This is a genomic window from Salinisphaera shabanensis E1L3A, assembly GCF_000215955.2.
GTDB lineage: Bacteria > Pseudomonadota > Gammaproteobacteria > Nevskiales > Salinisphaeraceae > Salinisphaera > Salinisphaera shabanensis.
The window spans coordinates 1-24,396 of record NZ_AFNV02000034.1; the positions used below are offsets into that span (position 1 = coordinate 1).

Annotated in this window: 19 protein-coding genes and 3 pseudogenes; 2 read left to right on the forward strand and 20 right to left on the reverse strand. The window is 62.3% G+C overall.

What is annotated here, in order from left to right:
- Positions 1-158 precede the first annotated feature (158 nt).
- A pseudogene (locus SSPSH_RS16735) lies at positions 159-1,341 on the reverse strand (pyridoxal-phosphate-dependent aminotransferase family protein).
- Between the two features lie 423 nt (positions 1,342-1,764).
- Here SSPSH_RS16735 and SSPSH_RS16740 point away from each other — a divergent pair.
- Positions 1,765-2,631, forward strand: a complete 867-nt coding sequence (locus tag SSPSH_RS16740; RefSeq protein WP_006913766.1) for an SDR family oxidoreductase — start codon at positions 1,765-1,767, stop codon at positions 2,629-2,631.
- A 51-nt stretch (positions 2,632-2,682) separates the two neighbouring features.
- On the opposite strand, the gene SSPSH_RS16745 is transcribed toward SSPSH_RS16740, so the two are convergent.
- The 9 genes from SSPSH_RS16745 to SSPSH_RS16785 all read right to left on the reverse strand — a co-directional run bounded on the left by SSPSH_RS16745 (position 2,683) and on the right by SSPSH_RS16785 (position 13,400).
- Entirely contained in the window at positions 2,683-4,053 is a 1,371-nt protein-coding gene (locus SSPSH_RS16745) for an alginate export family protein (protein WP_021031915.1), read from the reverse strand.
- A 71-nt stretch (positions 4,054-4,124) separates the two neighbouring features.
- Entirely contained in the window at positions 4,125-4,664 is a 540-nt protein-coding gene (locus tag SSPSH_RS16750) for a cytochrome c family protein (RefSeq protein WP_006913764.1), read from the reverse strand.
- Between the two features lie 3 nt (positions 4,665-4,667).
- Positions 4,668-5,192, reverse strand: coding sequence for a methylamine dehydrogenase light chain (locus SSPSH_RS16755; protein ID WP_006913763.1), 525 nt, complete (start codon positions 5,190-5,192; stop codon positions 4,668-4,670).
- Positions 5,193-5,207: 15 nt separating this feature from the next.
- Positions 5,208-5,807 carry a methylamine dehydrogenase accessory protein MauD gene (gene mauD, locus SSPSH_RS16760; RefSeq protein ID WP_006913762.1) on the reverse strand — a complete coding sequence of 200 codons (600 nt, stop codon included), beginning with the start codon at positions 5,805-5,807 and terminating at the stop codon, positions 5,208-5,210.
- 2 nt (positions 5,808-5,809) lie between these two features.
- A complete protein-coding gene (locus tag SSPSH_RS16765; RefSeq protein ID WP_006913761.1) occupies positions 5,810-6,346 on the reverse strand; it encodes a MauE/DoxX family redox-associated membrane protein in 537 nt (178 codons plus the stop codon).
- A gap of 8 nt (positions 6,347-6,354) precedes the next feature.
- Positions 6,355-7,500 (reverse strand): amine dehydrogenase large subunit, encoded by a 1,146-nt coding sequence (locus tag SSPSH_RS16770; protein WP_006913760.1) that lies wholly within the window; start codon positions 7,498-7,500, stop codon positions 6,355-6,357.
- A 381-nt stretch (positions 7,501-7,881) separates the two neighbouring features.
- Positions 7,882-9,999, reverse strand: coding sequence for a PQQ-dependent dehydrogenase, methanol/ethanol family (locus SSPSH_RS16775; RefSeq protein ID WP_006913759.1), 2,118 nt, complete (start codon positions 9,997-9,999; stop codon positions 7,882-7,884).
- Positions 10,000-10,174: 175 nt separating this feature from the next.
- Positions 10,175-11,878, reverse strand: coding sequence for an amidohydrolase (locus SSPSH_RS16780; RefSeq protein WP_006913758.1), 1,704 nt, complete (start codon positions 11,876-11,878; stop codon positions 10,175-10,177).
- 67 nt (positions 11,879-11,945) lie between these two features.
- Complete coding sequence (locus SSPSH_RS16785) at positions 11,946-13,400, reverse strand: aldehyde dehydrogenase family protein (protein WP_006913757.1); 1,455 nt, start codon at positions 13,398-13,400, stop codon at positions 11,946-11,948.
- Between the two features lie 310 nt (positions 13,401-13,710).
- Between SSPSH_RS16785 and SSPSH_RS16790 the strand changes: the two genes are divergently transcribed.
- Positions 13,711-14,664: an AraC-like ligand-binding domain-containing protein gene (locus SSPSH_RS16790; RefSeq protein ID WP_006913756.1), complete on the forward strand. Its 954-nt coding sequence runs from the start codon at positions 13,711-13,713 to the stop codon at positions 14,662-14,664.
- 55 nt (positions 14,665-14,719) lie between these two features.
- On the opposite strand, the gene paaK is transcribed toward SSPSH_RS16790, so the two are convergent.
- From paaK to paaA, 10 genes and pseudogenes are all read right to left on the reverse strand, one after another.
- On the reverse strand, positions 14,720-16,033 hold the full coding sequence (gene paaK, locus SSPSH_RS16795; protein ID WP_021031916.1) for a phenylacetate--CoA ligase PaaK: 1,314 nt from the start codon (positions 16,031-16,033) through the stop codon (positions 14,720-14,722).
- A gap of 122 nt (positions 16,034-16,155) precedes the next feature.
- On the reverse strand, positions 16,156-16,632 hold the full coding sequence (gene paaI, locus SSPSH_RS16800; protein WP_006913754.1) for a hydroxyphenylacetyl-CoA thioesterase PaaI: 477 nt from the start codon (positions 16,630-16,632) through the stop codon (positions 16,156-16,158).
- Between the two features lie 88 nt (positions 16,633-16,720).
- Complete coding sequence (gene paaG, locus SSPSH_RS16805; RefSeq protein ID WP_006913753.1) at positions 16,721-17,512, reverse strand: 2-(1,2-epoxy-1,2-dihydrophenyl)acetyl-CoA isomerase PaaG; 792 nt, start codon at positions 17,510-17,512, stop codon at positions 16,721-16,723.
- A gap of 10 nt (positions 17,513-17,522) precedes the next feature.
- Entirely contained in the window at positions 17,523-19,583 is a 2,061-nt protein-coding gene (gene paaZ / locus SSPSH_RS16810) for a phenylacetic acid degradation bifunctional protein PaaZ (protein WP_006913752.1), read from the reverse strand.
- Positions 19,584-19,718: 135 nt separating this feature from the next.
- Positions 19,719-20,489 (reverse strand): Phenylacetic acid catabolic protein, encoded by a 771-nt coding sequence (locus SSPSH_RS16815; RefSeq protein WP_006913751.1) that lies wholly within the window; start codon positions 20,487-20,489, stop codon positions 19,719-19,721.
- Positions 20,479-21,554, reverse strand: a pseudogene (gene paaE, locus SSPSH_RS16820) (1,2-phenylacetyl-CoA epoxidase subunit PaaE). Before paaE ends, SSPSH_RS16815 begins: the two are co-directional and overlap by 11 nt.
- 27 nt (positions 21,555-21,581) lie before the next feature.
- On the reverse strand, positions 21,582-22,118 hold the full coding sequence (gene paaD / locus SSPSH_RS16825) for a 1,2-phenylacetyl-CoA epoxidase subunit PaaD (RefSeq protein WP_006913749.1): 537 nt from the start codon (positions 22,116-22,118) through the stop codon (positions 21,582-21,584).
- 18 nt (positions 22,119-22,136) lie between these two features.
- A pseudogene (gene paaC / locus SSPSH_RS16830) lies at positions 22,137-22,987 on the reverse strand (1,2-phenylacetyl-CoA epoxidase subunit PaaC).
- The gene (gene paaB, locus SSPSH_RS16835; protein WP_006913747.1) at positions 22,987-23,271 is read right to left on the reverse strand and encodes a 1,2-phenylacetyl-CoA epoxidase subunit PaaB; all 285 of its coding nucleotides are present in this window, start codon (positions 23,269-23,271) and stop codon (positions 22,987-22,989) included. Before paaB ends, paaC begins: the two are co-directional and overlap by 1 nt.
- Positions 23,272-23,309: 38 nt before the next feature.
- Positions 23,310-24,299, reverse strand: a complete 990-nt coding sequence (gene paaA / locus SSPSH_RS16840) for a 1,2-phenylacetyl-CoA epoxidase subunit PaaA (protein ID WP_006913746.1) — start codon at positions 24,297-24,299, stop codon at positions 23,310-23,312.
- Positions 24,300-24,396 lie beyond the last annotated feature (97 nt).

The window sequence follows — 24,396 nt, forward strand, 5'->3', positions numbered from 1 at the left end:
CGCGAAACGGCAACACGCCCTAACGTCAGAAATTTTCTGATCATGCTCTCCTCCTTTTATTTTATTTGTCTGGCACCCGACGGCGAGCGACCCCGAATCCCCTCATGAATTCGCCAGGCAGGGCCGATTATGGAACTGGTATTTGTTGTTCAGGCCACCTACGCCGCGCTGCCCGCGGTCTCGGCCAGATAATTCAGAGCGGCCTGCACGCCACCCGGTTGGTAATCGATGCCGGCGCGCTGAAGGCCCATCTCAACGCCGCTGAGCGTGCCCGCGAGCGTGAGGTCGTTGAAGTCGCCGAGATGGCCGATACGAAATGCCTTGCCCTTGAGCTTGGATAGCCCGGCGCCCAGGGACATATCGAAATCGTCGAGAATAATCCGGCGCAACGCGTCCGGATCGACCGAATCGGGCACCATCACCGCCGTGAGCGCACTCGAATACTCGTCGGGATTCATGCACACGATATCGAAGCCCCAGGCCTTGACCGCGCGTCGCGTGGCCTCGGCATGGCGATCATGGCGCGCGAAAACATTATCGAGCCCTTCTTCCTCGAGCATGTCGATGGCTTCGCGCAGCCCGTAGAGCAGATTGGTGGCCGGCGTGTACGGGAAGAAGCCGGAATCGTTCGGCCCCATCATGTCCTCCCAGTCCCAGTAGGAGCGCGGCTGGCTCGAAGCCTTGGCCGCTTCGAGTGCCTTGTCGGACACGGCGTTGAAGCTCAGTCCCGGCGGCAGCATCAACCCTTTCTGCGAGCCGGAGACCGTGACGTCCACGCCCCAGGCGTCGTGTTCATAACGGATCGAGCCGAGCGAGGAAATGGTGTCGACCAGCAGCAGCGCCGGGTGATCGGCGTTATCGATGGCTTTACGCACCTCGGCCACCCGGCTGGTTACGCCGGTAGAGGTTTCGTTGTGCACCACGGCGACTGCCTTGATCTCGTGGTTCGTGTCCTCGGCCAGGCGTTTCTCCATCGCCGCCGGATCGGCGCCGCGACGCCAATCGCTTTCGATGAGCTCCGGCTCGAAACCCAGCCGCTGCGCCATGTTGCGCCAGAGCGTGGCGAAATGCCCGGTTTCAAACATGAGCACCTGGTCGCCCGGCGAAAGCGTATTCACCAGCGCCGCTTCCCACGCTCCGGTACCCGAAGCCGGGAAAAATAATGACCGGATTGGTGGTGCCGAAGATCGGCCGAATGCGTTCGAGCACGTCGGCGCCGAGCGCCTGGAAATCCGGCCCTCGGTGATCGATGGTCGGATACGACATCGCGTGCAGTACGCGATCGGGCACGTTGGTCGGCCCCGGAATCTGTAAAAAATGACGGCCGCTTCTATAACTCACGCAATGCTCCTCCACACCACGGTTTCAATCGTCGCGCGCAGCCGACCTTGCCGGCCACGCGCTCGCGTAGTTCTTCGATCATCGTGCCCGACAGAATTGGCATGCCCCGCTCTTATTACGGCGCTCGGCAATCGGGCAGCGATGACCTGAATTGCAGCGCAGGCGAATCGAATAATGAATTCAATTTATATTTGGCAAAGACTAAGTTGGCCAATATTAATAATATCTTGCTGATTATAAAAATATTTTAATATAATTAAACTGAATTCAATTCCGATACTGCGGCACCATACGGCTAAGACTTTCGGTGTAGGCCGCTGCGCATAGGCGTTACAACAACCGCGTAATCGCCGGCAGAACTGACGACACCGCCTCGACTGAGCTACTCTGACAAACCCATTACCTGCTCAAGAGGTTGAACGCATGACGACGCTCGCGAACAAGACGCTTTTCATCTCCGGCGCCTCGCGCGGCATCGGTCTGGCGATCGCCCTGCGTGCGGCCGCCGACGGCGCGAATGTCGCCATTGCCGCCAAGACCGATACGCCGCACCCCAAGCTGCCGGGGACGATCTACACGGCAGCCGAGGAAATCGAGGCAGCCGGTGGCAAGGCGCTACCGATCGTCTGCGATATTCGTGAAGAAGATCAGGTGGACGCCGCGGTCAAACAGACTGCTGAGCACTTCGGCGGTATCGATATCTGCGTGAACAACGCCAGTGCGATCTCGCTGACCGGCACCGAAGAAACGCCGATGAAACGCTACGATCTGATGAATCAGATCAACGCACGCGGCAGTTATCTGGTCAGCCAGAAATGTATTCCGTACTTGAAAAAGGCCGAGAACCCGCATGTGCTCATGCTCTCGCCGCCCCTGGACATGAAACCGAAATGGTTCGGCCCGCATGTGGCCTACTCGATCGCCAAGTACGGCATGAGCCTGTGCGTACTCGGCATGGCCGAGGAGTTTGCCGAGGAAGGCATTGCCTTCAACGCGCTCTGGCCGCGTACCGGCATCGCCACCGCGGCGATCAATCTCATCGGCGGCGAAGAGATGATGGCGCATTGTCGCAAGCCGGAAATCATGGCCGACGCGGCCCACATCATCCTCACCCGAAACAGCCGCGATTTCACCGGTCGTTTCTGTATGGACGATGTGCTGTTGCATGAAAACGGCGTCGACAACTTCGACCAGTACGCCGTGGACCCAACCAAGGAACTCTGGCCCGATTTCTTCGTACCGGACGACGTACCGCCGCCGCCCGGCTCCATGGGCAACCGAACCGACTAGGCCCGGTGCCTGGCATGCCCGGCGACCCATCGGCCGCCGGGCATGCTGTCGCTAAAAGCTGACGATCGCGATGACCTGCGAATAGATGTTGGTATCGTCATCGCCGAGTTGTGTGCCGCCTTCAGCCGCCGAGTTGTCGGCGCTATAAAAGCCGACCAACGGGCTGATCACGAGATGCTCGTTGACGACCCACTGGGCATAGAGGTCGAACTCGTTGCCATCCAGGAAACCGTCGCCTGCATTGTCGAACTGGAAGAACAGCGCCCCCAGCTCAACAGTGTCCGAGGGCGCAAGCGTTAGGCCGACGTGGTGTACATCGGTATCGCTGTTGAATGGTCCGGCATAGTTGGCCGCGACCTCACCCTGGAACCAGGTGCCGTAGCCGCGATTAAAGCCGAAGAACAACGGGTCGAAGCCGCCCGAGAAGCTCGAGAAGCGATAGCTCAGCTTCGGTGACCACGGCATGTCGGCAAAGGTCCAGCCGGCTTCGCCGTACCAGGCATGATCATCGCCGTCGCCGAGGTAATCGTCGCCGTTGTCCTGGTCGACATACTCGCCCGACAGGAACAGATTCTCGACCCCGAGACTGCCATTGGCACGAACGGCCACCGTCTTCTGGCCGTCGCGATGCTGATAGCCGAGGAATTCGGCCGATTCGTCGTCGACGTCCAGGCCCTCGAGATAAGTCACGCCGACGGTGCCGTAGGCCTCGCTGCGATACTCCAGATTGGCGCCGGCCAGTTCCATTTCAGCCTGGGCCTTGTTGTCGGACTCCAGCCAGAAACCATCGAAATGAAAACCGGTCTCGCCGCCTAAACGCAAGATGGCGGTCTTGTCGAATGCCTTGCGTGCTGCCAGCCAGTAGGCGCCGCCACGGCTGAGCCCGTTGGGTGCGATGCCGGCATCGGCGAGCGGTTGGAACCCCTCACCGAAGTTCAACGAGTCGCCGTTGATGAGAAAGCCATCGCCAATGGTGAAACTCTGGCTACCAAAAGACAGGTCGATGCCGTCTTCACCCAGCCACGGCACCAGATCGCCCGAGGTCCAGCCAATATAGGCATCTTCGACCTGGGTGTCTTCTTCCTTGCCGGTGGAAAAGCCGCCGGCATCGCCGTCGCCGCGGGTGGCAGAACTCAGCAGATTGAAGGCGCCGTATACGCTGCCTGCCCCATCGAGCGACTGCGCCGCACTCAGGCCGTACTTGGCATAGCCTTCCTGCCAGGTCGGGCTGGCGTCTTCTTCGATGAGAACCTGGTTATAGGCCTTCTGACTGTTGAACACGCCCACGGCCGCTTCGAAGTCAAAGTTGAGTAGCGTGTCATCGCTTTCGTACAAGGTATAAGCGCCGGCCTGGACCGAGCCCAGCAACGCTGTTCCGGCAAGCGCAATTCGAGCCACGCGCCGGCTGCTTGATGTCTTCATGAATCCCCCTTGGATGATGGGCGCTACAGCGCCCGGTTTGATAGCTGACCTCACATGGCCGGGCCGGCTTTCTAGGGCCGGTCCTCAAGACCGTCGCGAACAGCAATCTGCTGGTCGCGCATGCGCTGCAGCAACACATCGCGCGTGGCGTCGATCTGTTCCAGCGGCTTCGCTCGCAGGGCTGCGACTTCGGTCGCGCTATACGGCTGAAAATCCGTTGGCGTGCTGTCGCCAGCGATATCGCTGGTGAGCATCCAGTTCATCAACGCCGCCAATTGCGCATCGGTAAAACCGGACAACGAGACCCCCGGTACGCGAACAAGAAACTCGCGGCCCCCTTCAACTTCAAGAAAATGACCCACGAAATCCTTCATCCGCGGCACATCGTTCTTACGGGAGCCCTCGCCATCGACCCGATGACAGCCCGAACATTGGAGCTGGTAATTCACCTGCGGCCGATAGCCAGCCTGGCGCGGTGTCAATGCCGGCACTTCGTTGCCGGGCGCCGGTCTATTGTCGGGGCCCGGCAGGCTTTGGGCTGACGCGAGCCCGCCCCCGAGCAGGCTCGCGCAGCCCAGTACCGCCGCAGCTGTGAGCAGGCGAACTTGCATCGCTTAGCTGGCCACGTCCCGAATGGTGGCGATCGTGCAGTTATAGGTCAGGTGCTCGGCGCCCAGACACCAGTTGATGTCGTTGTTGTTGAACGGCCGATAGAGCGGCTGCTCACTGTCGTTGCGATTACAAGCGCACTGGCCGCAGGCCTGCTTGCCGCAGCAATCGTTGTAGGCAATGACATAGTCGCGACCGTCGGCCGGGTTGTGGCAAGTGCCGACCCAGGTGACTTCGGATACATCGGTGCCCGGCGGGCAGGCATTGATCGTGCCGCCGCAACAGGTACACAGAAAGCCGTCGACCGAGCAGTAGCGCCAATAGTCACAGCTTTGCGGGTCGCCCGGATCGCCGGGTGTACCCGGCTCGGCCGCGTGCGCATTACCGCTGCTGCGGTCCACCGGCAGGATCAACGGCAGTGCACTGCCCACGACGACCCAGGACCCGAAGCGTACCAACGCATTACGGCGCGAAGTCGAATACGCGACGTGACGGGTCGAGCGCTCGAAGAAACGATCTAGAAATTTCATGGTGTCCCCCGGTGATTAGTGCGCTGCACGCTTTTGGCCGTGCATGTATTCCTGTAGCGAGCCCACGCCCATGGACTGGGCTTCGAACAGGCTTTCGAGGTGTTCGCGATTGTTGACCAGCCCCTTGGCACGCAGCACGCCGTCGGCGTCGATGAGCACGGCATAAGGCAGTTTGCCGATCTGGTAGGTCATTCCGATTTCGGGCCCGACGACATAGGTCGCATCTTCAAGACCGTGCTCACGCACCAGCGTCTGCTGCGATGCGGCGTCGCCGTCACTGACATAGACCACGTCCAGATCGCGACGATAGCTGCGCGCCAGCGAGCGCAGACTCGGCAACAGCGACTTGCAGATCGGACAGGTGGGCGACATGAAGAACAGCAGCTGGCCTTTTTCGCCCTTGTAACCGACGTTCACCGGCCGCTCATGGCGATCCATGGCGGTGACCTGCGGCGCGGGGCTGTTCACCGCTACGCCCTTGTCGAGCATGAGCGCGCCCGCGGGTGCAATACGCGAGTGCAAGACACCCACCTGACGCACCAATGCCATGACCACGAAGGCCAAGGCGACGACCACGATCCAGAGCAGAATCTGGGATAACACAGCGACATCCATGACTATCTCCCGGAGAGCGACTTCAAGCGCGGCTGATTGCTCAGCAGCCCTTCAGTCGCGGTGTAAAGAATGAGAACGGCCGCCACACTGGCGCCGATCAGAAACAGGCCGAATCCGTGTAGCGCAATCGCTCCCACAGGCAGGGCCGCCAGCACGGCCATAACAATCAACACGCCGTTGCGTACCAGCAGCGCGCTCGACAACGGCCGCTCGAGACCGGGCCCGCTGCAGCCACAATCGATATCGCGACGCCCGCGCCAGAGGTTGATCGAAATCGCCCCGGTATACAGCGCGAGTAACAGCGCCGCAGCGGCAGCCGCCCAGGCCCGCAAGCCGGGCACGAGCAGTGCCACCGCGATCACGATCTCGACTATGGGCAGCGCCCGCGCGGCCATCGCGACCGCCGTACCGGAGAGCAGCGCATAGTCATCAATCTGACGCGCAAAGCGATGCGGCGCACGCAACTTATGGCTGGCGCCGGTAAACAGAATCACCGCCAGCACCAGCGAACAGGACACAGCAACAATCGGGTGAATCATCTCGCCCCCTAGTGGCTGCTGAGCACCAGTGCCGGTATCGCACTGATGCCATCCACGGTATGCATGTATTCCATCTTGGTCAGATCGAACACATCGAGACCGCCGTCGATGTTCACACCCAGCAGCAACGGCGCGTCGTCGGATGTGGCATTCATGCTCCAGACATAGTTTTCGGTCTTGAGCTCGCCAACCTTCTCGTGGGTATCGAGATCGAACGCCCAGATGGTATCGCTGGGGTCTTCCCAGTTGCGATCGCCGTGATCCTTGTGCACCAGCACATACAGCTGGTTGAGCGCCGGCGAGATGGTCATCAGCTGCCAGCCGCCCACGCCCCAGCCCGCTTCACGCTGGGCATCCGTGAACAACGACCAGCGTTTGCCTGTTTTCGGCGTCTCACCCGATACATCGATCGGCTGAATCACGCCGTCGAGCGTGGTGAAGTAATACATATCGCCGTTACGCGCGGCGCGTTCGTTCATCGCGGTTTCGTTCGGGTCGAAGAACTGCGTGCGTACGCGTGAGACTTCATGACCGCTATCGTCGAGTTTGACGCGCTGGAACGTACCATCGCCACAAACCGAGCCGAACGCGCGCTTGCCGATCGGGTAGTTGAGCACGCAGCCGGCGATATCGATCTCGCTGGCGACGCTCTGGTTCTTGGTATCGACCACCGTCACCGAAGTCGACGGCGTGAAGTTGTAGATATAGACGAAGCGATCATCGCCGCTCATGGTCAGCATGTTGCGTTCCATGAGGATATTGGCGCGCTTTTTGGGAATCTCGACTTCCCATTCCGATTCCAGCGTCTGCGTATCCCAGGCCGTGAGCACATCGGTGCGCTCGCCACGTACGCCGCGTGACCAGAACGTATCGGCCGAATAAAGCCGGCTATCATCGTGGGATAACACCGACGGCGCGAGATAGCCGGTCGGAATCATGCCCAGCATTTTCTTTTCTTCAGGGTCAACGACCACCACCTTGCCGGTGGTGGCGTTATCGAACTGGGTATCGATGATGTAGGCGCGATGCGGGCCCGGCTTATCGAGCGTCACCGTGCCGATTTCGTCGGGCGGCAGCTGCGACCACGCACTGGCACTCCAGGCCAGCGCCGCCATCGCGGCAACACCACCGGCACGAAACAGTCGTTTGTTCATAGTCGTTCCTCGCTTGAGCTGTTCGATGCGAACGGTCGTAGCGCCTGGGAACGCCGCGCCGATCGAATAAGCCGGTGCGTTCGCCGCCCCGAGCGGCGCCCCCCCCCGATACGTCCTCTCGCCTGTTACAGCGATTCATCAAGACTGCGCCGACGCGTGCAGTAGCCGCATGTCCGCCGGTGCAATTCGGTTTGTCGTGACGTGCATCAAGGCATGCTTATTTCCAGCTGTGATAGCCCGTGCGGGCCATACCGCCCGACGCCGCCGTCGAGCCGTTGACGACTTCACAGCATGAAAAACGGGCCGGTCTTCACAAGAAAACCGGCCCGTGAATCGCCTTACGCGCATCAGAACGCGCGCCCTGATGGCGGCACTAATACCCTATGAGTCGTTCGCGCTCATCTCATCAGCCAGATCGTGTTGTCGCTTGATCAGGTACTGATGGATCGCATTGATCTGGTCCTTCGACAGGCGATCGGCGAACGAGGGCATCCCGTTTCCAATCAACGCGCCGCCCGCAACGATATGCAGGAAATCGTTATGCGTTTGCGGAGCCATGTTGCGCAGATTGGGCACGACGCCGCCGCTGTAGGCGCTGAAACCATGGCAGGCACCGCAGTGCATATTGAACAGATCACGGCCTTTGGCGATTGTTTTTTCGTCAGCATCCAGCGGCGGGATACTGGCAGCGATCGTCAGCTTACGCTTGGGCTCGTCGGGCAGCGTGGCCGTGCCGCCCAGCTTGTAGGTGAGCACGCGGGCCCGCGGTTCGACCCGCGTGTTGTCAGCCAGCCCGCCGAAACCGGTTGGGAAAATGCCACCCCAGCCGACCATGAAGGTCACGTACTGCTCTCCATCCACGGCGTAGGTTACGGGGCCGGCCATCACGCCGGTATTCGCAGGTGAGCGCCAGAGCAGTTCACCGTCATCGGCGGCGTACGCGCGTACTTCGCCGTTTGCCGTGCCCTGAAAAACGAGTCCGCCGGCAGTCGACAAGGTGCCGCCGTTCCAGATGGTCGGGTAGTCCTGGCTCCAGACCTCGCGCTGGGCGACCGGATCCCAAGCCAGCAGCTTGCCGCGATACATGTCCACGACCTGGGCGCGTGCTTCGGCGTCTTCGGGCAAGGCGGGCGGCTTCGTGCCGAGCTGCAGGGTGCCACGACCTTGCCAGGTCGCCTCGTTGTCAGGCTCGAGCAGCGCCGGCGCGATCTGGGCGGGAATATAAACCAGCCCGGTTTGCGGGTTGAACGACATCGGCATCCAGTTATGCCCGCCCAGCGGGCCCGGCATCATCAGCTTCGGTCCCTTCGTCCAGTCGGCCTTGTCGAGGTCGACCACCGGCCGACCGGTTTTCATGTCGATACGCTTGGCCCAGGTGACCGGCACATATTTCTCGGCCGAGATCAGTTCACCGTTGGTCCGGTCGAGCACGTAGTAGAAACCGTTTTTGGGCGCCTGCATGAGCACCTGGCGCGTCTTGCCGTCGATTTTCAGATCGGCCAGCGTGATTGTCTGGGTCGAGGTGAAATCCCATTGGTCGCCGGGTGTCTGCTGGTAATGCCAAACGTATTCGCCGGTTTCCGGACGAATCGCCACGATCGAGGCGACGAACAGGTTGTCGCCCTTGCCTTCGCTACGCACCTGGCGATTCCAGAGACTGGCGTTACCGACGCCGATATAAAGCAGGTCCAGCTCGGGGTCGTAGGCCATCGAGTCCCAGACCGTGCCGCCACCGCCCTGTTTCCAGTACTTGTCCCCGAACCAGGTCTTGCGCGCCATTTCCATGGCTTCGCTCTCGGCCGGCTTGGACGGATCGCCGGGCACCGTGAAAAAACGCCAGGCCTGTTTGCCCGTATCGGCGTCGTAAGCGGTGATATAACCGCGCACACCCATTTCGGCGCCGCCGTTGCCGATAATCACCCGACCTTTAACCACGCGCGGCGCGCCGGTAATGGTCTGGCTACGCTCCTCGTCGATGAGCGTATTCACGCTCCAGACCTCGTTGCCGGTATCGGCATCGAGGGCGATCAGGCGGCCATCGAATGCGCCGACAAACACCTTGCCCTTCCAGACCGCGACCCCGCGGTTAACCGGCCCGCAACAACCGTCGCGCGCGGCGGTCCTTGCCACTTCCGGGTCGTATTTCCAGAGTAATTCGCCCGTCTTGGCATCGAAGGCATAGACGACGCTGAACGCGCCGGTGGTATACATGACGCCGTCAACCACGATCGGCGTAGCTTCCACGCCCCGGTCGATATCGAGGCGGTACGACCAGGCCAGACCCAACTCATCGACATTGTCCTGATCAATCTGATCGAGACGACTGAATCGCTGTTCCTGATAAGTGCCGCCGTGGGTCATCCAGTTCGCCGGCTCCTGCGCCGCCGATTGCAACCGCTCTGCATCAACCGCCGCTGGCGTGGACGCGGCATGGACGGTGACGGTATATCCAAGCGACGATGCCAGAACGAGCATTGCCGCTGCCGAAAATTTCGACATCGCTTTTTTCTCCTCGATTTTTTATTCTTTTTGCTACCTGAGCTGATCACGCGACTGGGCGCGATGTGCCCGTTTTTTTATCCAGCTCTTACGGCTGCACGCCGCATTGCGGCACCCGGCCATCCAACTTCATGAACGAATCTCAGCGCACGCTCGGCGCGCGCCGAGCGATCAGTCAGGGCGATTGCGCCTCGTAAACAGTCTTGCCGCGGAACACGGTCCTGAGCGCTTTGGTATCGGCGATTTCGGCATTCGGAATATCGAAAATGTCACGGTCGAGCACGACCAGATCAGCCGATTTACCTGCCTCGATCGAGCCGATCTCGTCAGACAAATTCAGCGTGTACGCCGCGCCGCGAGTCATCGTGTCCACGGCCGCTTGCAACGAAATGCTCTCCTCGGGACCGATCTCGCGTTCGACCATCGAAGCCAGATGCGGCCAGGGATTGATGGAGCTCGATATCGAAGGCCAATCCGAGCCATAAGCAATCACCGCACCCGCGTCGAGCAGCGCTTTCGTGGGCGGGGTCTTGTCATAGCGATGGCCGATCGCGTTGCGCATGGCCGAGCTGTAAGGCCCGCGAATCCACAACGGCGGGGCCACATCGGCCGCGACATCGAGTTCGGCAAAACGCTTCAGATCGGCCGGTGCAACCACGCTTGCATGGGCAATCGAATGGTGCAGCTCGCCCTCAGGGTTGGCTTTGCGCGCCGCTTCGAATGCATCGAGCGCGGCGCGCACCGAGCCATCGCCGGTCGCATGCATTTTGACCGTCACGCCCTGCCGGGCGAGCTCGATCGCATCCTGGGTGATGGCGTCCGGCTTCATGCGCAACTCGCCTTTATAGTCGGCAGGCTGACCTTTTGCCTCGAGCACTCCTGCTTCATAGGGTTCGAGCAATGACGCCGTCAGCGCAGGTGGCACGCCGTCGAGGTAGAGCTTGGCAAAGTCGGGATAGACATTGTTCGAGCGGTACTGCGCTCGATCGGCAAGCGTCTTGCGCTGTTCGGCAGCTGTTTCGTTGAAGTCGGTGTCGTACTGGAGAAAAGTCGCCACGCGGGCATGCAAGCCATCCTTCTGGTCGACATCGTGGTAAGCACGCACGGTGGGCCGATCAGTACGGGCTTCGACGAACGTGGTGATACCAAAACGATTGGCCTCGTTGACCGACCGCCGCACGGTTTGCTGATACTTCGCATCGCTCATCGGCGGTATCGCCTGGGTGAGCTCGCCGGCCGCTTCTTCAAACAGAATGCCGTTGGGTTCGCCATCGGCGTCGGTCTGTATGGCGGCCATCTCGGCCGCTCGTTTTTTGGTGAACCCGGCCGCTTTCAGCGCTTTCGAGTTCACATAACCGTTATGGCCAGTGTCGTCGAGCAGATAAACCGGGTTGTCGGGCGATACCGCGTCGAGTCGGGTCCTGTCGATCTTGCCGGAGTCGGCGTACGCCGAGGCCCATGCGCCGCCGACAACCCACTCGCCCGGTTTCGCATCGGCTACGCATTGCTTCACCCGCTCGGTTATCTCGTCGGGTTCGGCGCTGCTGGGAAAGTCACAGCTGAACAGTTGCCGCTTGAAGCCGCGTACGTAGTGACCGTGCCCGTCGACAATGCCGGGCACTACAGTCTTGCCGTGCAGATCGATGATGCGCGTGCTGTCATCTGCATGAGCTCGCACCGTCTCCTCTTCGCCCACCGCAATGAAGCGTCCCTCGGCGATGGCTACGGCGTTGGCGATCGAGCGCTCGCTATCCTGTGTATGAATGCGGCCATTCAGATAGATTGTCTCAGCGCTCGGCGCTGCCGCAGTGGCCGAGCCGACCAGGCATACGCCGGCCAGGGCAAGCGCGGCGCCCGCCGACCGTAGAACTGTACGCATAGCCTCTCCTCATTTATTGGTTGTATTGGCTTATGCAGGCGCGTATCGCACCTTGAGTCGGTTTCGATCAGCCGAGCATGACAGTGGTGACCTTCTCTTCGGTGTATGCCAGCACGCCTGCCAGGCCGCATTCGCGGCCCAGCCCGCTCTCCTTGAATCCGCCCCAGGGCAGCTGCGGATCGATCGGCGCCCAGGCGTTGATGCCGATCGCGCCAGCCTCGACCTGTCGCGCCACACGATGGGCGCGGGCCACATCTGCCGTCCATACCGTCGCAGCGAGGCCATAGCGCGTATCGTTGGCAATCGTGATCGCTTCGGCCTCGTCACGAAAGGTCATCACCGTGCCAACCGGGCCGAAGATCTCATCGCGCGCAATGCTCATGTCGTTGTTCGCTTCGACGAATACGGTAGGACGGACATACCAGCCCGCGTTCGCATTGTCGGACGGCCCACCGGCAAGCAGCTTTGCGCCCTCGTCGCTACCGCGCCGGATATAGTCGTTGATCTTGTCGTACTGGCCCTGGCTGGCCACCGCGCCCATTTGGGTGCCTTCCTTGCCGGGGTCGCCCACCTGAATGCTGCGCGCGGCATCGGCGAGTTTCTGGCTGAAGGCATCGGCCACGTCTTCGTGCACGAGAATGCGCGTACCGGCGGCACAAACCTGGCCCTGGTTGAAGAACAGTCCCATCGCGCAGCCACCCACGGCAGCTTCGAGATCGGCATCGTCGAACACGATCTGCGGGCTCTTGCCACCCAGTTCGAGCGCAACATGCTTGAACAACGGCGCAGCCAGGCGCTGGATTGTGGCGCCCGTTTCCGGGCTCCCGGTAAAGGTCACCTTGGCCACATGCGGGTGTTCACACAGCACCGGCCCCAGCGTTGCACCATGACCGGTCACCACATTGACCACGCCGTCGGGAATGCCCGCTTCCTGACAGAGCTTTGCCAGATGCAGTGCCGACATCGGTGTCTGTTCCGCCGGTTTGATCACCGTCGTGCAGCCGGCAGCCAGCAACGCGGCGAGCTTCCAGCAGGTAATCATCAACGGCGTGTTCCACGGCACGATGGCCGCGACCACACCCACCGGCAGACGCTCGGTGTAGGACAGCGTGGGCTGGCCCATATAGCCCGCCGTGGGGATCGTGCGGCCTTCGAGCTTGTCGGCCCAGCCGGCGGCATGACGCAGGGTGGCAATAGCATTGGGCAGATCGAGCATGCGCGGTTCTGCCGGCGGGCGGCCGATGGCATTGGCATCCATGTCCGCCATCTGGTCGGCATCGCGCTCGACCAGGTCGGCCAGCCGGTGCAGGCACAGCCCGCGCGCCGCGCCGCTCATCTGCGACCACTCGCCGCCCTTGAGCTGTGCATAGGCCGCCTCGATTGCTCGAGTGGCGTCGTCGGCCGTACCCGCGGCCGATGTCGCCAGCGTTTCGCCGGTGGCCGGGTCGGGCAGCGTCATCGTCGCACTATCGGAGGCGTCGACCGCCTGACCTGCTATGAAGTGTTGATATGCCTGATTCACGCCTTCTCCTCGAACAGTAAAAGCCGGCGGCCTCACGCTCGCGACAAACGTGATCGATGGCCGCAGTCGCCGGTTGTATGTTTGGTCGAGCCTGCGCTGGCTGACCTCGCCACGCATGTTGCTACGTGCATATCGACTTGTCGCTGTGTGCAGCAAGCCAGGCGCCCTGCCGGGGTCTTTGACAGTGCGCAGACAACGGCGTAAACACGAATAAAAGCGTTGCAGCGCGCCGAACGAGTCTGGCACGCGCATTGCAACCTAATTCGACCCGAATCAATCGGGCGTCACGGGCTGGAGACCGTTGAATCACATGCCATATCCGCAACACCGACCGCATGTATCCAATGCGAGCCGCTTTTCCGATCTCGGCGGCTGGCAAGACTATGTCAACGCACACTTTCCGCCGCTGCAAATGACCAGCCGGACGGCGGCGGCGTTTCACGCGCAGGCCAATAGCTGCCAGCTGGGCGAGTGCACACTGACTCATATCGGTACTGCCGCCTCGGATGTCTCGCGCACGCCACAATTGGCGCGACGGGCCAATGCCGGTTACCTGAAGGTTTTGTGGCAACTCGCCGGGACGATGGAACTCAGCCAGGACCGTCGCTCGGTACATCTGGATGCGGGCCGTGCGGCGCTGTGCGATACCACGCGTCCCTACAGGCTCCGCGTCAGCGACGGCGCACGTCTGGCAGTTCTGCTGATTCCCTACGATGTCGACAGCCGCCTGCCGCGATACGCCGAACGCGTGAGCGCAACGGAGCTTACCGACGTACCGACCATGCAGGCCGCCCTCGGTGCGATTACCGGATTGGCACGCTCGCGACCGCAAGCCCACGACCCGGGCATTGGCGACGTCATGCAAGGCGTGGGCGCGATGCTGGCTGCGACCTTCGCGCGTGCCGCCGAGCCCGACGAGGCCGATCTGGACGCACAGCGTATCCAGCGTGCCCGCCACTACATCGCGACGCATCTGGCCAGCAGCGATCTCACCCCCGAGCGCCTGGCGAGTGCGTTGTGTGTATCACGACGCACGCTTTACGGGTTGCTGGGGCGCCACGGCACGACGCCGGCCCGGCTGATCAGCGAAACGCGCCTACAGCATGCCCGTACCGCGCTGGCGCGCGACCCGGCGGGTCAGCAGTCAATCACCGATATCGCGCTTGCCCACGGTTTTGGCGACAGCGCGCGCTTCAGCCATGCCTTCAAGGATCGCTTCGGCCAGGCGCCGAGCGTATGGCGAGCCGGCAACGCGCAAAGCTAAAAAAGGCGCCGGCTCGAAGGCCGGCACCCTAGCAGCAAGCAGCGATGCGCTGCGCCTAGCCGCGATGCAGGCGACGGTCGATCACGTGCTTGGCCTTGCCCAGCGAGCGCTCGAGCGTACCCACAGCCGATAGCGTGATCTTGGTGCTGATGCCGATATACGACTTGATGTGCTGCTGCAGATTGCTCAGCGTTTCGTCTTCGGTGCTGTGATCGTCGAAGTCGTGACCGCGCTCGACGGTGAGCGCCACGTGATCGAGATTGCCTTCGCGGGTGAGCTCGATGAGATAGTGCGGCGCCAGGCCTTTCTGCTTGCAGATGATCTCCTCGATCTGGGTCGGGAAGACATTCACCCCGCGGATGATGAGCATGTCGTCCGAGCGGCCGGTGATCTTGTCGATACGCCGCATGGAACGTGCGGTCGGTGCCAGCAAACGCGTGAGATCGCGGGTGCGATAGCGCACGATCGGCAAGGCCTCCTTGGTGAGCGAGGTGAATACCAGTTCGCCAGGTTCGCCGTCGGGCATCACTTCGCCGGTCTCGGGGTCGATGATTTCGGGATAGAAATGATCCTCCCAGATTACCGGCCCGTCCTTGGTCTCCACGCATTCGTTGGCCACGCCAGGGCCCATGACTTCCGATAGACCGTAGATATCCACCGCGTCGATACCGGCGCGGCGTTCGATCTCTTCGCGCATGGCATTGGTCCAGGGCTCGGCGCCGAAGATGCCGATCTCCAGCGAGGAATCGCGCGGGTCCAGGCCCTGGCGCTCGAATTCCTCGATGATGTTGAGCATGTAGGATGGCGTGACCATGATGATGCGCGGCTTGAAATCGCGGATCAGCTGCACCTGTTTTTCGGTCTGGCCACCCGACATCGGGATCACGGTACAGCCGAGTTTTTCGGCGCCGTAGTGGGCGCCGAGACCGCCGGTAAACAGGCCGTAGCCGTAGGCCACATGCACGATATCGCCCGGCTTGCCACCGGCCGCACGGATAGACCGCGCGACCAGATTGGCCCAGGTTTCGATATCGTTTGCCGTATAGCCCACCACCGTCGGTTTGCCGGTGGTCCCGCTGGAGGCATGGATACGCGACACCTGATCGCGCGGCACCGCGAACATATCGAACGGATAGGCGTCGCGCAGATCCTGTTTGGTGGTGAACGGAAACTTCGCCAAGTCGGCCAGCGTTTCCAGATCGCTCGGGTGTACGCCGGCCGCGTCGAACTTGGCCTTGTAGCGCGGCACGTTGTCGTAGGCATGCTGCAGCGACCATTTCAGCCGTTCGAGCTGCAGGGCCTGCAGTTCGTCACGGCTGGCGGTCTCGATCGGCTCGAGAAACGACTCGGGTTCCATCAGTGCGGCCATGTTCATTCCCTCCATCTCGTTGCTGTTTTCTACAAGCCGCGCGTGCGCGCTTGTCTTGTTTTAGTAACGCGCCAACCGCTCGGTTGGCGCGGGTTTTATCGTTCGTCGCCGTGGCCCTGGCGCTAGGACGCCATGACCTCGAGCACTTCGCCGCGGACCTGATGAGCCCGCCCACGAAACAGCACGACGGTTTCGTCGTGCTGGTTGCGAACGGTGACGTCGTAAACCCCGGTTCGGCCCGAGCGCGAACGCTGCTCGGCTTCGGCGACGAGTACGTCGCCGGCAAACGCCGGGCGCAGGTAGTCGACATTGCAAGCCGCGCCCACCGTGTTCTGATTGCCGCTGTTACAGGCAAAGGCAAACGCACTGTCGGCGAGCGAAAAGATCAGCCCGCCGTGGCAGGTCTTGTGGCCGTTGACCATGTCGTCGCGTACCGGCATGGACACACGGGCATAGCCCGGCGCCATGGCGTCGATATGCATGCCGAGCATGCGCGAGGCCTCGTCGCGGGCGAACATCGCCTCGCCGACGCGCTCGGCCAGCGCCTGGGCGTCCGTATCCACGGGCGCGACCGATGCGCCGTTCTGGCTGGATTGCATTGCCTTGTCTCCTTTCCGAAAGAGCCTGTTCGGGGCGGCGCGCTGCTTTTTTTGATGTTCGTTGCAGCGTCGCCGGTGTTTTCGTTCTTCAGCGGCCTTTGAATTCGGGCGTGCGTTTTTCGCTGAACGCAGCCACGCCTTCGGCATAGTCGGCACTGCGGCCGAGCTCGCCCATGGCATCGCGTTCGGCATCCAGCTGCGCATCGAGATTGTTGTTGGCGCCGGCGTACATCAGTTCTTTCGTTCGGGCCAGGCCCCGGGTCGGCGCTTTCGACAGATGCTCGACGAGCTTGTCGATTTCGGCCTCGAAGGCGTCGTCGTCGACACAGCGCCAGATCAGGCCCCAGTCGGCCGCGGTCGGCGCATCGATGGGTTCGCCGAGCATGGCAATGCCCATGGCTCGGGCCATGCCGATCCGGCGGGCCAGAAAATAGGTGCCGCCGGTATCCGGAATCAGACCGAGCTTGCAGAAGCTCTCGATGAACCTGGCCGAACGCCGGGCCACGACCAGATCGCAGGCCAACGCGAGATTCGCACCCGCGCCCGCGGCCACGCCGTTGACGCCACAGACCACCGGCAGCGGCAACGCACGCAGGCGCCGCACCAGCGGTGCGTAATAGGTTTCGACCGAATAGGCCAGATCGGGCGCTTCGCCGGCGGTCGATACCGCGCGATCGCCGAGATCCTGGCCGGCACAAAAGCCCTTGCCAGCACCGGTGAGCAGCAGCACGCGCACCGAGTCGTCGGCTTCGACCGTGTCGAGCGCTTCGGCGAGCGCTTCGTGCATGGCCACATTGAAGCTGTTGAGCTTGTTCGGGCGGTTGAGCGTGATTCGGGCAATGCCGGAATCGATGCTCAGGATGATGGAATCGTCTGCCATGAGAATCTCCTTAAGCGGCGGCCGTTTCTTCGGCCTCCGGCGTCCAGTCGGTGGTGGCGACCATGGTCAGCACGTCGTACTGGGCCACGACTTCGTCGTTCTGATTGGTCACGGTGGCGTCCCAGCGCACTTCGCCGTATTCGGTGTTCTCGCGCTTGGTCTTGTGTTTGCAGGTGAGTGCCACCCTGAGCGCATCCCCCGGATAGGCCGGCGTCATGAAACGCAGGTTGTCGACACCGTAGTTGGCCAGCACCGGGCCCGGATTGGGCTCGACGAACAGGCCGGCTGCCAGCGACACGATGTAGTAACCGTGGGCCACGCGCCCGTCGAAGAACGGGTTCGCCTTGGCGGCGTCCTCGTCCATATGGGCATAGAAGGTATCGCCGGTGAAATTGGCGAAATGCTCGATATCCTCGAGGGTGACCTCGCGGGCATCGGTGAGAATCGCGTCGCCGATTTCGAGTTCGTCGAAATGCTTCTGGAACGGGTGGCGATCGGTTTGTACGCGCTTGCCGCCCGGCAGCCAGTGGTCGATCACATCCGCCAGCATGTCGGGCGAGCCCTGCAGGGCACTGCGCTGCATGTAATGAAACACGGCACGCATGCCGCCCAGCTCTTCGCCGCCGCCGGCACGCCCCGGCCCGCCGTGTACCAGCATGGGCATGGGCGAGCCGTGGCCGGTGGATTCCTTGGCACAGTCGCGATCGAGCACGAGCAGACGGCCATGGAACGGCGCACAGCCCAGCGTCATCGCCTGGGCGAAGCCGGCGTCGTAGGTCACGATCGAGCCGACCAGGCTGCCGCCCCCCAGACGGGCAAGCGCCACGGCCTCTTCGGTGGTTTCGTAAGGCATGACGGTCGCGACCGGGCCAAAGGCCTCGATCGTATGAATCGCCGTATGCTCGAACGGCGCATCGGCCGAGAGCACGACCGGCGCGACGAATGCGCCCTTGTCGGCATCGGCATCGACCACCTCGCAGCGCGCCGGATCGCCGTAGACGATCTTGGCGCCCTCGGCCAGATCGGCAATGCGGGCGCGCACTTCCTCGACCTGATCGCGGCTGGCGAGCGCACCCATGGTCACGCCTTCGGCCTCCGGGTTGCCGACCACTACCTTGTCGAGCTTTTCCGAGAGTGCATCGATGAACGCCTGCTGGTGATCACGGGCCACGAGCACGCGCCGGATGGCCGTACATTTCTGGCCGGCCTTGACCGTCATCTCGCGCATGACTTCTTTTACGGCCAGCTTGAATTCGGGCGTGTCCGGACCGGCGTCGGGGCCGAGCGCGAGGAAGTTGAGCGAATCGGCTTCCATGGAGAAGCGGGTCGCGTTCTCGACGATCGCCGGATGCTGCTTCAATTTGCGACCGGTCGCCGCCGAACCGGTGAAGGTGACCACATCCTGGCAGGTCACATGGTCGAGCAGATCGCCTACGCCGCCGCTGATCAGCTGCAGAGCGCCTTCTTCGATCAGCCCGGAATCGACGATGGCGCGCACCACGTCTTCAGTGACATAGGCCGTCTGCGTTGCCGGTTTGACGATGGCCGGCAGGCCGGCCAGGTAGTTGGCCGCGAATTTTTCCAGCATGCCCCACACGGGGAAGTTGAATGCATTGATATGCACGGCCACGCCTTCCAGCGAGGTATGGATATGCTGGCCGATGAAGCTGCCGTGGCGCGACATGGGTTCGGGATTGCCGTCGAGCGCGAACGTGGCGTTGGGCAGCTCGCGCCGGCCCTTGCTGGCATAGGTGAACAGCGTGCCGATACCGCCGTCGATATCCACCCAGGAATCGGTACGCGTGGCGCCGGTCGCAGTGGAGAGCTTGTAGAAGCGCTCCTTGTCGGCCATCAGCGTCTGCGCGAGCGCCTTGAGCTGCAGCGCGCGCTGATGAAACGTCAATGCGCGCAGCTTCGGGCCGACCTGGGTCCGGGCATAGTCGAGCATGGCGGCGAAATCGATGCCGTCGCTGGATACGCGGGCAACGGGTTCGCCGGTCACCGCGTTCAATACCGTCTTGCCGCCTTCGCCGGTGACCCACTGGCCCTGCACATAGCTGCTGGATTGCATTACACGCTCCTGATTCTTGTCGTCGGTGTCTTGACACCCTGAATATTCGGCTCGGCCGATCGACCTCGTCTTCAGCGCGGGTGCGCGCCTGAATATCGAGCCCGGCGCCGAGTGCGGACTGCTTTTGCGTTGTTGTCAGGCCAGCTGCAGACGCGACAAATGGGTGCGCGCCCGGTTCTGCCAGGCGGCGCGCAGTTCTTCGTTGGTTGTATGTCGCAGCCCCATCCGGGCCAGCCGTGTAAAGCGCTCCGACTGGGCGCTACCAAAGGTTTCTGCGACCCGTGGATACCAGTACGCCACGCAGGCTTTGGCCTCCTCTCGGCCCGCTTTGTTGGCAACGATGCGATCAAGACCCTCGAAGCCCAGCTCCATGTGGCGTTGCTCGCGCGGCAGCACCGCGCGTACGACATCGGCGAACGGCGCGTATGAGCACTCGCGCAGTTCTTCGAGCTGCACCACGGTCGCCAGGCCCATGAGCACGTTCATGACAACGGCATCGGTCCAGTTTTCCAGCGGATAGTGAAAGACCGACAGCCGCATGTCCCCGCCCTGGCGCGCCGGGTCGATATCGGCATCGCGGCTGGCGCGCGCCGACCAGTTGTGGGCTTTGTTGTAGAGCGCCTTGTCGGTACCGAAATCGCTCATGAGGTCGAGCACGCGCTCGGCGTGGTCGGCTTTTTCCAGCACGATCCGGCTGGCTGCGATGCGTTCCTTGATACCGGGGGCCCAGTTGATCGAATCGGCAAACCCGGCCGAGCCGGCCAGCTCGCTGTCCACGAAGGAGGACATCAGCCGGAGCAGCTCGCCGCGATAGCGTGGCGGCGGGTTGTCCGGCGAGGTCAGCTTGCCGCCGCGGGCCAGATAATCCTCGATCGGCATGGTCTGATCGAACGGTTCACTCGTCATAGCTGAGTACCACCGTGTCGGTGACCGGCACGCTCTGGCAGGTCAGCACATAGCCGGCCTTGACTTCATAGTCCTCGAGCGCCTGGTTGTTCAGCATCTCGACTTCGCCTTCGAGCACCTTGGCCCGGCAGGTCGAACATACGCCGGCCTTGCAGGATACGGGGCGTCCATGGCGCTGGCGAGCGCACCGTCGAGCACCGCGGTGCCGTCATTGGGCATTTCGATCGTACGCGTGGTGCCATCGAGCGTGACCGAGACCGTGCAGGTCGCCCCGGCCCGTGCGTCCTGGCGAGAAATGGCCGGTTTCTTGGCCCGGCCCGGCTGCGAGGAGGCGAACAGCTCGAACTTGATTCGATCGTCGCTCAGACCGTGCTGCTTGAGCGAATCGGCGATCGTGAGCATCATCGGTTCGGGGCCACAGATGAACGCGGTATCCACCGAGTTGGCGTCGATCCAGTACTTGAAGAGCTGCTCCATCTTCTCGGCGTCGATCCGGCCCGAGAACAGATCGATGTCCTGGCCTTCGCTGGTGAGCACGTGGATGACCGAAAAGCGCCCGAGATGCAGGTTCTTGAGGTCTTCGAGCTCCTCGCGAAACATGATCGACGTCATCTGGCGGTTGGCGTAGAGCAGCGTGAACTGGGATTTGGGCTCACGCGCGAGCACGGTCTTGATGATCGACAACAGCGGTGTGATGCCCGAGCCGCCAGCGAACCCGAGATAGTGTTTTTCGGCGGTCGGTTCAAGCGGCGTATGGAACTTGCCCATCGGCGGCATCGCTTCGATGACGTCGCCGCGGCTGAGCTGTTCGTTGGCCCAGGTCGAGAACGCGCCGCCATCGACACGCTTGATGCCGACTTTCAGCACGCCCTCGTCGGTTCCGGCACAGATGGAATAGGAGCGGCGCAGTTCTTCGCCGTCGAAATCACGACGGAAGGTCAGATACTGGCCCTGGGTGAATTCGAAGGCCTCGGCGTTGTCCGCCGGCAGATTGAGCGTGACAACGACGGCATCGCGCGTATCGCGGCGCACGTCGACAACTTCGAGAGGATGAAAGCGTGGCATGCAAAACTTTCCGTTAGGCTCTGGCGCTCAGAGGCACTTGAAATAGTCGAAGGGCTCCAGACAGTCCTTGCAGCGATACGACGCCTTGCAGGGGGTGGAACCAAACTGGCTGATCTTTTCGGTGTTCGTGGATTCGCAGCGCGGACAGGCGATCGCCGGGCCTGTCACACCGGCCAGGCGCGACGCGCGACTGGCCAGCTGACCGCTCGCGGCGGTGCCATCGACCGGCGGGGCAATACCGAATGCGCGCAGCTTGTCGCGTGCCGAATCGGTAATCCAGTCGGTCGTCCAGGGCGGCGACAGCCGTCGTTCGACGCGCAATGCGTCGACGCCTTTCGAGCGCAGCTGTTCGACAATCATCTGGTTGATGACCAGGGTCGCCGGGCAGCCGGAGTACGTGGGTGTCACCGTGACCACCAGGGTGTCGTCCCGGTAGCCCACTTCGCGGACAATGCCGAGTTCGGTCACGGATACGACCGGGATTTCCGGGTCCGGCACGTCGGCAAGCCATTCCCAGACTTGCTGGGTTGTCGGCTGGGTGTTTACGGCCTGTTGCTGTTTCATACGGCACCGCGCCAGCGGCTACCAGCTGGCGCCCGGATAGGCGCGCTGCAGAAACTGCATATCGGACAGGATGTAGCCCAGATGCTCCGTGTGTTTGCCGGTCTTGCCGCCGGTATGCACGAAGCGTTATCGGGGACGTTCAGGGTCGCTTCGTCGAGCACATCCTCGACCCGCGCCAGCCAGGCCTCGCGCAACGTATCCGGCGACGGGGCAATACCCGCCTCCGCCATCGTGGCGTCGACGCCGTCGCTGACGAACATGTCGCCCGTGTAGGACCACAATATGTCCAACGCCTGCTGCATCCGATCATGGCTTTCCGGGGTGCCATCACCCAGACGCACCACCAGATCGGTGGAACGCTCAACGTGATACGAGACTTCCTTGAGCGCCTTGGCAGCGATCTCGGCGACGCGCGGGCTGGTCGATTCGGTCAGCCGCTGCAGCAGTTCGTAGTGGAAGGCGTCGAACAGGAACTGGCGCATGGTGGTCACGCCCATATCGCCGTTGGGTACCTCCACGAGCAGCACGTTGCGAAACTTGAGGGCATCCCGCAGGAAGGCCAGCTGATCGGCCGACCGGCCCTCGTTTTCGACCTCGCCGGCCAGCCCCAACCACAGCTGGGTATGGCCGATGAGGTCGAGTGCGGTATTGGTCAGCGCAATATCCTCTTCCAGGGCCGGCCCATGGCCGCACCATTCAGAGAGCCGCTGACCCAGGATCAGCGTGGTATCGCCCATGCGGCACAGCCATTCGAAGAACGCCGGCCGGGTTTCGACGTTGGTGACGTGCGCATCGTGGGTCTGCTCGGCCGCGGCGATGTCAGCCAGCTTTGTGACGTCATCGGTGTTCATGTCGGACAGAGACGGCATTACATATTCCCCACTTCGTCGGGAATGTTGTAGAACGTGGGATGCCGGTAGATCTTGTCTTCGGCGGGGTCGAACATCGGCCCCTTGTCGGACGGCGTGGACGCGGTGATCTCGGTCGAACGCGCGACCCAGATCGAAACCCCTTCCTTGCGCCGGGTATAGACATCGCGGGCGTTGTTGATTGCCATCTCGGCGTCGGGCGCATGCAGGCTACCGACATGCCGGTGGTTGAGCCCGTGCTGCCCACGGATGAAGATTTCCCAGAGCGGCCATTCGTTCGCCATCGTTAGTTCCCGTGCTTCTGCGTTGATTCAATAACCGCTTATGCGGCGACCCGGCGCTTGGCCGCTTTCTCGGCGTAGGCCGCAAGGCCGTCGCGGAACCATTCACCGCCTTCCCAGGCCTTGATCCGGGCGCCCAGGCGCTCGCGATTGCAGGGGCCGTTGCCCTTGAGTACGGCCTTGAACTCTTCCCAATCCGGCTGGCTGAAGTCGTAGTTCCCGGTCTCCTCGTTCCAGACGAGGTCGTCATCGGGAATGGTCAGCCCGAGGTAATGCGCCTGCGGGACGGTCTCGTTGACGAAGCGCTGGCGCAGTTCGTCGTTGGTATTCATCTTGATCTTCCAGGCCATGGACTGGTCGGAATGCACGCTGTCCTTGTCCGACGGGCCGAACATCATCAGCGCCGGATACCAGAACCGGTTCAACGCATCCTGGGCCATCTCTTTCTGCGCGGGCGTGCCGGAGACCATCGACATCATGATCGAGTAGCCCTGGCGCTGATGAAAACTCTCTTCCTTGCAGATGCGCACCATGGCCCGCGCATACGGCCCGAAGGAGGTCCGCTGCAGGGGCACCTGGTTCATGATCGCCGCGCCGTCCACCAACCAGCCCACGGCACCCATGTCGGCCCAGGTCAGGGTCGGATAGTTGAAGATCGATGAATACTTCATTTCGCCCGAGTGCAGCTTGTTCATCAGCTCGTCGCGGCTGATGCCCAGCGTCTCGGCGGCGCAATACAGATACAGGCCATGGCCGGCCTCGTCCTGCACCTTCGCCAGCAGGATCGCCTTGCGCTCGAGCGTCGGCGCGCGCGTGACCCAGTTGCCTTCGGGGAGCTGGCCCACGATCTCGGAATGGGCATGCTGACCGATCTGGCGGATCAGCGTCTTGCGATACGCAGCCGGCATCCAGTCCTTGGGCTCGATCTTGATGTTGCCGTCGATGCGCGCTTGGAACGCGGCCTCTTCCGGCGACAGCTCGTCGGCGTCACGAACCCCTTGGGTGCCGGTACTTACATTCTGTGCATACATGATTCGCACTCCCGCCTGGAAAAGGCTGTCTTGGCGTTGTAATGCCGGCTCGTGCCGACACCGGCGCCGCGGATGCAGCGCTCGTTTTGATACAGAT

What these genes read in the sequence shown, in the direction of transcription:
- SSPSH_RS16740 (WP_006913766.1), top strand. Translation starts at nt 1,765, where the DNA reads ATGACGACGCTCGCGAACAAGACGCTTTTCATCTCCGGCGCCTCGCGC.
- SSPSH_RS16745 (WP_021031915.1), bottom strand. Translation starts at nt 4,053, where the DNA reads ATGAAGACATCAAGCAGCCGGCGCGTGGCTCGAATTGCGCTTGCCGGA.
- SSPSH_RS16750 (WP_006913764.1), bottom strand. Translation starts at nt 4,664, where the DNA reads ATGCAAGTTCGCCTGCTCACAGCTGCGGCGGTACTGGGCTGCGCGAGC.
- SSPSH_RS16755 (WP_006913763.1), bottom strand. Translation starts at nt 5,192, where the DNA reads ATGAAATTTCTAGATCGTTTCTTCGAGCGCTCGACCCGTCACGTCGCG.
- mauD (WP_006913762.1), bottom strand. Translation starts at nt 5,807, where the DNA reads ATGGATGTCGCTGTGTTATCCCAGATTCTGCTCTGGATCGTGGTCGTC.
- SSPSH_RS16765 (WP_006913761.1), bottom strand. Translation starts at nt 6,346, where the DNA reads ATGATTCACCCGATTGTTGCTGTGTCCTGTTCGCTGGTGCTGGCGGTG.
- SSPSH_RS16770 (WP_006913760.1), bottom strand. Translation starts at nt 7,500, where the DNA reads ATGAACAAACGACTGTTTCGTGCCGGTGGTGTTGCCGCGATGGCGGCG.
- SSPSH_RS16775 (WP_006913759.1), bottom strand. Translation starts at nt 9,999, where the DNA reads ATGTCGAAATTTTCGGCAGCGGCAATGCTCGTTCTGGCATCGTCGCTT.
- SSPSH_RS16780 (WP_006913758.1), bottom strand. Translation starts at nt 11,878, where the DNA reads ATGCGTACAGTTCTACGGTCGGCGGGCGCCGCGCTTGCCCTGGCCGGC.
- SSPSH_RS16790 (WP_006913756.1), top strand. Translation starts at nt 13,711, where the DNA reads ATGCCATATCCGCAACACCGACCGCATGTATCCAATGCGAGCCGCTTT.
- paaK (WP_021031916.1), bottom strand. Translation starts at nt 16,033, where the DNA reads ATGGCCGCACTGATGGAACCCGAGTCGTTTCTCGAGCCGATCGAGACC.
- paaI (WP_006913754.1), bottom strand. Translation starts at nt 16,632, where the DNA reads ATGCAATCCAGCCAGAACGGCGCATCGGTCGCGCCCGTGGATACGGAC.
- paaG (WP_006913753.1), bottom strand. Translation starts at nt 17,512, where the DNA reads ATGGCAGACGATTCCATCATCCTGAGCATCGATTCCGGCATTGCCCGA.
- paaZ (WP_006913752.1), bottom strand. Translation starts at nt 19,583, where the DNA reads ATGCAATCCAGCAGCTATGTGCAGGGCCAGTGGGTCACCGGCGAAGGC.
- SSPSH_RS16815 (WP_006913751.1), bottom strand. Translation starts at nt 20,489, where the DNA reads ATGACGAGTGAACCGTTCGATCAGACCATGCCGATCGAGGATTATCTG.
- paaD (WP_006913749.1), bottom strand. Translation starts at nt 22,118, where the DNA reads ATGAAACAGCAACAGGCCGTAAACACCCAGCCGACAACCCAGCAAGTC.
- paaB (WP_006913747.1), bottom strand. Translation starts at nt 23,271, where the DNA reads ATGGCGAACGAATGGCCGCTCTGGGAAATCTTCATCCGTGGGCAGCAC.
- paaA (WP_006913746.1), bottom strand. Translation starts at nt 24,299, where the DNA reads ATGTATGCACAGAATGTAAGTACCGGCACCCAAGGGGTTCGTGACGCC.